This is a genomic window from Methylobacterium sp. C33D (assembly GCF_053345825.1).
On record NZ_JBKFAV010000045.1, the window covers coordinates 42502 to 49339 of the forward strand.

General features: G+C 73.8%; 4 protein-coding genes and 1 tRNA gene. 3 read left to right on the forward strand and 2 right to left on the reverse strand.

Annotated elements, in window-relative coordinates; all coding sequences use genetic code 11:
* Positions 1-90: 90 nt before the first annotated feature.
* Positions 91-1815 (forward strand): adenylate/guanylate cyclase domain-containing protein, encoded by a 1725-nt coding sequence (locus ACLBXO_RS26965; protein WP_447687329.1) that lies wholly within the window; start codon positions 91-93, stop codon positions 1813-1815.
* A 123-nt stretch (positions 1816-1938) separates the two neighbouring features.
* Here ACLBXO_RS26965 and ACLBXO_RS26970 read toward each other — a convergent pair whose 3' ends face one another.
* Complete coding sequence (locus ACLBXO_RS26970) at positions 1939-3165, reverse strand: MFS transporter (RefSeq protein WP_447687330.1); 1227 nt, start codon at positions 3163-3165, stop codon at positions 1939-1941.
* A gap of 93 nt (positions 3166-3258) precedes the next feature.
* Here ACLBXO_RS26970 and gcvA point away from each other — a divergent pair, with 93 nt between their 5' ends.
* Together gcvA and ACLBXO_RS26980 are read left to right on the forward strand one after the other, a co-directional pair.
* Positions 3259-4146, forward strand: coding sequence for a transcriptional regulator GcvA (gene gcvA, locus ACLBXO_RS26975; RefSeq protein WP_447687331.1), 888 nt, complete (start codon positions 3259-3261; stop codon positions 4144-4146).
* Between the two features lie 199 nt (positions 4147-4345).
* Positions 4346-6490 (forward strand): helicase-related protein, encoded by a 2145-nt coding sequence (locus ACLBXO_RS26980; RefSeq protein WP_447687332.1) that lies wholly within the window; start codon positions 4346-4348, stop codon positions 6488-6490.
* Positions 6491-6713: 223 nt separating this feature from the next.
* Here the strand turns inward: ACLBXO_RS26980 and ACLBXO_RS26985 are convergent.
* Positions 6714-6790, reverse strand: a tRNA-Met gene (locus tag ACLBXO_RS26985).
* Between the last annotated feature and the right edge of the window lie 48 nt (positions 6791-6838).

Here is a 6838-nt window from a genome sequence, read left to right on the forward strand (position 1 = left end):
ATTAGAAATAAATCGGACGCCGCGGAAGTCTTGCTGGTACGAGGGGCCCGTGAATGGCGGGCCCTGAACCGATCCCCTCGGACCTCCAGCATGGTGCGCACAGCCTCGATCGCGACGCTCCGGTCCGCCGAGTCGGGCGCGCAACCCCGGTCGGCCCCGCGGGCCGCGCGCCTGCGCCTGAACCTGCGGCGTCTCCGGCTGGCCAGCGGCCTGATCCTGTTCGGCTACGTGCTGACGCACCTGCTGAACCACGCCCTGGGCAACGTCTCCCTCGACGCCATGGAGGACGGCCTCGACCTCGTGACGGCCGTCTGGCTCAACCCCGCCGGCCTGACGGCGCTCTACGGCGCCCTGGTGGTGCACCTGCTGCTCGGGCTCCAGGCCCTCTACGCGGCCCGCTTCTTCCACTGGCGGCCGTCCGAGGCCCTGCAGCTGGTCTCCGGCCTGCTGATCCCGCCGCTGCTCATCAGCCACATCGTGGCGACCCGGGTCTCCTTCGTCACCGAGGGGCTCGACAAGGGCTACGCGCAGGAACTCTACGCCTTCTGGATCGCCTCGCCGACCCTCGGCCTGATGCAGGTGACGGTCCTGGTCGTCGCCTGGATACACGGCTGCATGGGCCTGTATTTCTGGCTGCGGCTGAAGCCCGGCTTCGACCGCACGGCGCCCTGGCTGCTGGCGCTCGCGGTGCTGGTGCCGGTGCTGGCGCTGCTGGGCTTCGCGCAGGGCGGCCGGATGGTCCTGACCCTGGCGCAGGATCCGGCGTGGCGCGCCGCGGCGCTCCAGCCGGTCCATGTCGGGCTGCCCGACCAAGTGGCGCGGCTCGCCGCCATCCGGGACGGGCTGCTCGGGACCTACGCGGGCCTCGTGGCGGCGGTGATCGCGGCCCGCGGCGCGCGGACGCTCGCCGAGATCAAGCGCGGCACGATCCGTCTCAGCTACCCGGACGGGCGGGTGGTGCGGGTGCCCCGCGGCACGAGCGTGCTGGAGGCGAGCCGGCGCAACCGGATCCCCCATGCCAGCGTCTGCGGCGGCCGCGGCCGGTGCTCGACCTGCCGGATCCGGGTGACGGACGGCAGCGACGGGGCGCCGGCGCCCGGCCGCACCGAGCGGGCGGTGCTGGAGCGCATCGCGGCCGGTCCCGGGGTGCGCCTCGCCTGCCAGTTCCGGCCCGAGACCGACATGGCCGTGGTGCCGCTGCTGCCGCCGCAGCCGCGTATGCGCCAGGCCGACCTGCTCGACCGGGCGCAGTCCGGCGAGGAGCGCTTCATCGTGGCGATGTTCGTCGACCTGCGCGGCTCGACGCGGCTCGCCGAGGAGCGCCTGCCCTACGACACGGTGTTCATCATCAACCGCTTCCTCGGCGCGGTCGGCGACGCCGTCCGGGAGGCCGGCGGCTCGACCAACCAGTTCCTCGGCGACGGCCTGCTGGCCCTGTTCGGGTTGGAGACGGAGGCCGAGGCGGCCGCCCGGGAGGCCCTGAAGGCGATCGACCTCATCGCCGAGTCGGTCGACACCCTGAACGGGCTCCTGGCGGCCGATTTGGAGCACACCCTCCGGTACGGGATCGGCGTGCATGCCGGCCCGGCGATCGTCGGCGAGATGGGGGACGCCACCGACGCCCGGTTCACCGCGCTCGGCGACACCGTCAACGTCGCGGCCCGGCTCCAGGGCCTGACCAAGGTCCTCGGCTGCGTGGCCGTGGTGTCGGAGGCGGTCTACGCGGCGGCCCGCGTGGCGCCGGCGGAGATCCGGGACGTGGCGGTGGACGGCCGGTCGGAGGCCGTCCGGGTCAGCACCCTCGGAAGCGCCTGACGCGAACGTCCTCGCGAGCGGAGCGAAGCAACCCAGGGTGGCGTCGCGCTGCCGAGAAGTCCCGCTGCCCCGGGTCGCTTCGCTGCGCGCGCGATGACGGGTGATCCGAGGGGGCGGCGCGCCTCAGGCCCGCTGCCGCCCCGTCGCGAGGCGCGGCGCCAGGGCCAGCATCAGCGGCACCACGGCGAGCGCCGTCCCGGCCGCCGCCACGGCCGCCCAGTGCGGGCCGGCCGCGTCGCCGAGCCGGCCGTAGAGCAGCGGCGCCGCCAGCGCGCTGCCGCCGAGCGTCCAGGTGTAGAACACCGCGAAGGCCCGCTCGACCCGGCCGCCCGGGGCCAGTTCCGGGACGGTCCCGTAGAGCACCGACGAGGTGCCGTTCAGCATCACGCCGAGCAGCGGCAGCAGGATCAGCCCGGGGGCCAGCGGCAGCGCGATCACCGCCAGGATCGCCAGCGCCGTCCCGGTCTCGGTGAGGATCACGGTCCGGGTCACGCCGAGACGGTCCCCGAGGCGCCCGCAGACCGCCTTGCCGAGCGCGCCGCCGACGAAGACCAGCGACAGCGCGAGGCCGACCGTGGTCAGGGCCGCGCCCTTCTCCTGCAGCAGGAACGGCAGGTAGAGCAGGAAGGCCGGCCGCGCGGCGTTGTCGAGCATGCCGATGGCGACGAGCAGGCGGAAGCCCGTGCCGCGCCCCGGCCCGGTCGCGGACGGATGGGGCGCCGGACGCGCCGCCGTACCGCCGCTGCGTGACGCCGGCTCACGCGGCAGCAGGCGCGCGACCGCGAGCGCGACCGCGATCCCGGCGCCGGCGATCACCCAGAGCGCGTGCCGCCAGCCCGTCAGGGTCAGCAGCAGGCCGACCAGGGGCGGGACCGCCGCCTTCCCGAGATCGCCGGTGAAATTGTAGGTGCCGAGTGGGCCGCGGGCGCCGGGCCCGTAGGCCCGGGCGATCACCGCGGACGCCAGGGGGTGCTGGGTGCTGCTGCCGGCGCCGCCGAGCAGGAGCCCGATCCCGAGCCCGACGAGGCCGCCCGAGGCGCCGGCGATCGCGTAGCCGGCCGCGCTGAGCACGGTGCCGAGCACCAGCACGGTCCGGACGCCCCACGCCTGCGCGAGGCGGCTCGCCGGCATCTGCAGCGCCGCCAGCGCCCCGTTGTAGAGCGAGCGCAGGAACGCCAGGGCGACGTAGTCGAGGCCGAACTCCGCCTGCCAGACCGGCAGCAGCACGTAGATCAGGTCCGTGTAGCCGTCGTGCAGGGCGTGGTTCACGCCGGTGGCCACCAGCGTGCGCCGGGCGTCCGACAGGGACATGGGTTCGGGAAACGCGGTCAGATCGGACGCGACGGACATCCAGCCATCCTTCGTGGTGCGACGCCAGGATGGCGCCCTGGCCCGGAGCTGACAAACGACTTAAGCTGACGCTCGCGTGAGGAAACCTGACCCGTGCACCGTCGCCTGCCGCCGCTCAACGCCGTGAAAGCCTTCGAGGCGGCCGCGCGGCATGGGAGCTTCACCCGCGCCGCGGACGAGCTGCGGGTCACCCACGGGGCGGTCAGCCGGCACGTCCAGATGCTGGAGGGCTGGCTCGGGCTGCCGCTGTTCGAGCGCCACAACCGGCGCGTGGTCCTGACCGAGGCCGGCACGGCCTACGCCACCGAGATCGGCGCCGCCCTCGACCGCATCGCCCTGGCCACCGCCCGTCAGGCCGAGCGCGGCCGGCCGCGCCTGCTGCACGTGAACGCGCTTGCCACCTTCACCCTGCGCTGGCTGATCCCGCGCCTGTCGGGTTTCCAGCGGGCCAACCCGTCGATCGAGGTGCGGCTGACGACCTCGAACGTGCCCCTCGCCAGCCTGGCGGAGCCGTTCGACGTGGCGATCCGGGGCGGGCCGGACAGCCGCCCGGGCCACCGCGCGGAGCCGTTCCTGTCCGAGCGGCGCATCCCGGTCTGCAGCCCGGACCTGCTGCGGCGGCTGCCGCTCCGGGTCCCGGAGGATCTCCGGCAGCACACGCTGCTGCACGCCGCGACGCTGCCGCGGGTCTGGCCCGACTGGCTGCGGGCGGCGGGTGTCCCGGACCTGGCGCCGCGGGCCACGGTGACGCTGGAGCACTTCTACCTGACCCTCCAGGCCGCCCTGGACGGGCTCGGCGTCGCCATGGGGCCGGAGCGGCTGATCGCCGACGACGTCGCGGCCGGCCGCCTGACCCTGCCCTTCGCGGGCCCCGCCCTGCCAGCGCGGAGCTACTACACCTACGTCCCGGACCCCCGGGTGGAGGATCCGGCGGTGCGGGCCTTCTGCGGCTGGCTCGCCGAGGCGGCCCGGCAGCCGTGAGATCCCGTCTTCGCGAGCGCAGCGAAGCGACCCAGGGCAGCGCGCCCTCGGTCAGCACAGCGCCGACCGGATTGCTTCGCTGCGCTCGCCAAGACGATGTCGCCGTAGCGCCCGAACGCAGTTCGGCGCATGGATCGGATCCGGAACGCCCCCGACCGCACCGGGGTTGGCGTCGGACGCTTCTGCCGAAGGTGACCGCATGGCGCGCAAGCGTCTCCGCCCGACGATCGAGAGCCTGATCGAATCCGTAGGCCGCCTCGGCCTGTCCCCCGACGCGGTCGACCTCGACCGGCTGCTCGCCCATCTCGACCTGCCCGATTACGGCGCCGAGGTGGAGGACGAGCGCGTCGCCCGCGCGCTCCGCGAGATGCGGGCCGCCCGGGCCTTCGCGGAGACCGGCATCCCGGCGATCCGGACGGCGATCCCCAACCTCCGGGCCGTGGTCACCAAGGACCACCGGATCACCTGGCTGATCCGGACCGAGATCCCGCTCCTCGACAACGGCCGCCTGGACCTGCGGCTCGACATCGCCCCGGAGCCGGAGGCGGCCGAGATCCTCGCCCGCATGGCCGCCCGGAACGACCCGGCCCACCGCCTGGAGGCCCTGCGCGAGGCCGTGGCGCGCACGGCCCTGCAGGCGACCCGCGCCCTGCACAAGCCGGTCGACCGGCTGCGGGCGCAGCTCCTCGTCGACCTGCGCGAGGTCGGGGCGGACGCCGCCGCCTACATCGCCCACATGGACCGCTCCCTCCGGTCCCGCGTGTTCACCTACGGCCCGAAGCTCGCCCGCGGCCTCAACGACACGCTCACCCCCGTCCGCCGCCACGCCAAGGCGGTGGCGCGCGAGGGCTCGCGCCTGCGGCGGCTGCGCGATCAGGTCGGCTTCGGCGCCTATATCGAGCGGTTCACCGCCGCCCGGCGCCTCGACCGGAAGATCGTGTTCCACATGGGGCCGACCAATTCCGGCAAGACCTACGCGGCCCTGCAGCACCTGACCGCGGCCGGGACGGGCGCCTACCTCGCGCCGCTCCGGCTGCTGGCGCTGGAGAATTACGAGACCCTGCGCGAGCGGGGCCTGCGCGCCGGCATGATCACCGGCGAGGAGGTGCTGGGCGCGGCCGACCCGACCCACACCGCCCGCACCATCGAGACCGCCGACCTGACCCGTCCGATCGACGTGGCGGTGATCGACGAGATCCAGATGCTGTCGGACCCCGACCGCGGCTGGGCCTGGACCAACGCGCTGTTCGGCGTCGCCGCCAGGACCGTGATCGTCTGCGGCTCCGACGACGCTCTGTCCTATGTCCGCCGCGCCGCAGAGGCCGCCGGCGAGTCCCTGGAGGTGATCCCTTTCACCCGCAAGTCGCCGCTCCTGCTGCTGGAGGAGCCGGTGCCGCTGGAGAAGGTCGAGGCCGGCGACGCGGTCGTGGCCTTCTCCCGCCGGGCCGTGCACGAGAACCGCGAGATCCTCGTCGCCCGGGGCCACCGGGTCGCGACGATCTACGGCGCCCTGTCGCCGGAGGTCCGCCGGGCCGAGGCCGCGCGCTTCCGCTCCGGCGAGGCCGACGTGCTGGTGACCACCGACGCGATCGGCATGGGGCTCAATCTCGGGCCGCTGAAGCGGATCGTGTTCTCGGCGGTGCGCAAGTGGGACGGGACCGCCGAGCGGGCGCTGACCCATTCGGAGATCCGGCAGATCGCCGGCCGGGCCGGCCGCTACGGCCACCAGGATGTCGGCTACGTGGCGGCGACCGACCCGTACGCCGCCGAGCCGATCCGCACCGCCCTCTCGGGCGCCCCGACGGCGCCTGCTGCCGACACGCGCTTCTACGTCCGCCCGGACCTCGGGGCGATCCGCTCGGTGGCCGAGGAGATGCGCACGCACAGCCTGTACGAGGTGCTGACCCACTTCGCGCGGGCGACCTTCTACGCGGGCTCGCCGTTCCAGCCCTCGGCCCTGGAGGAGGTGCTGGACGTCGCCCGGACGGTCGACCGGGCGCGGCTGCCGATCGAGGAGAAGTTCGCCTTCTCGGTCTGCCCGATCGACCGGCGCGACGAGATCGCCATGGGGCTGCTGGAGCGCTGGTGCCAGGCGCGCGCCGCCGGCCTCACGGTCCCGGCCCTGCGCGGCAATCTCGCGGGCGCGCTCGACTACCAGGAGCGGACCGTGAAGCTCGCCAGCGCCTATCTGTGGCTGTCCCGGCGCTTCCCCGAGACCTTCGACGACGTGGACGCCATCCGCCACATGCGCGGGCGGGCCAACGACGCCATCGAGCAGCACCTGCGCGAGACCGCGACCCGCAAGGCCGAGCGCCGGAGCCGGCGGAGCGGCGGGGCGCGGTGAGGCCGATACCGTTCCCGGTCGAACGCATCGGTCGAACCGGCTCGCTCCGTCATCGCGAGCGCAGCGAAGCGACCCAGGGCGGCGCCTCCTCGAAAAGCGTGGCGCCGCTGGATTTCTTCGCTGCGCTCGCAAGGACGGCGGCGCCGATCCGATCGACCGGAACCAGTATCAAAAACGAAAAAAGCCGGCCCGCATGGTGCGGACCGGCTTTTTCAACTGACTTTGGTTGCGGGGACAGGATTTGAACCTGTGACCTTCAGGTTATGAGCCTGACGAGCTACCGGGCTGCTCCACCCCGCGCCAAGTGTGTGCGGATGATCCGCAAGTGTGTGCGGCTGGCCCGGATGC

Excerpts from the sequence above, each read along its gene's own strand:
- ACLBXO_RS26970 (WP_447687330.1), bottom strand. The coding sequence starts at position 3,165 with ATGTCCGTCGCGTCCGATCTGACCGCGTTTCCCGAACCCATGTCCCTG.
- ACLBXO_RS26980 (WP_447687332.1), top strand. The coding sequence starts at position 4,346 with ATGGCGCGCAAGCGTCTCCGCCCGACGATCGAGAGCCTGATCGAATCC.
- ACLBXO_RS26965 (WP_447687329.1), top strand. The coding sequence starts at position 91 with ATGGTGCGCACAGCCTCGATCGCGACGCTCCGGTCCGCCGAGTCGGGC.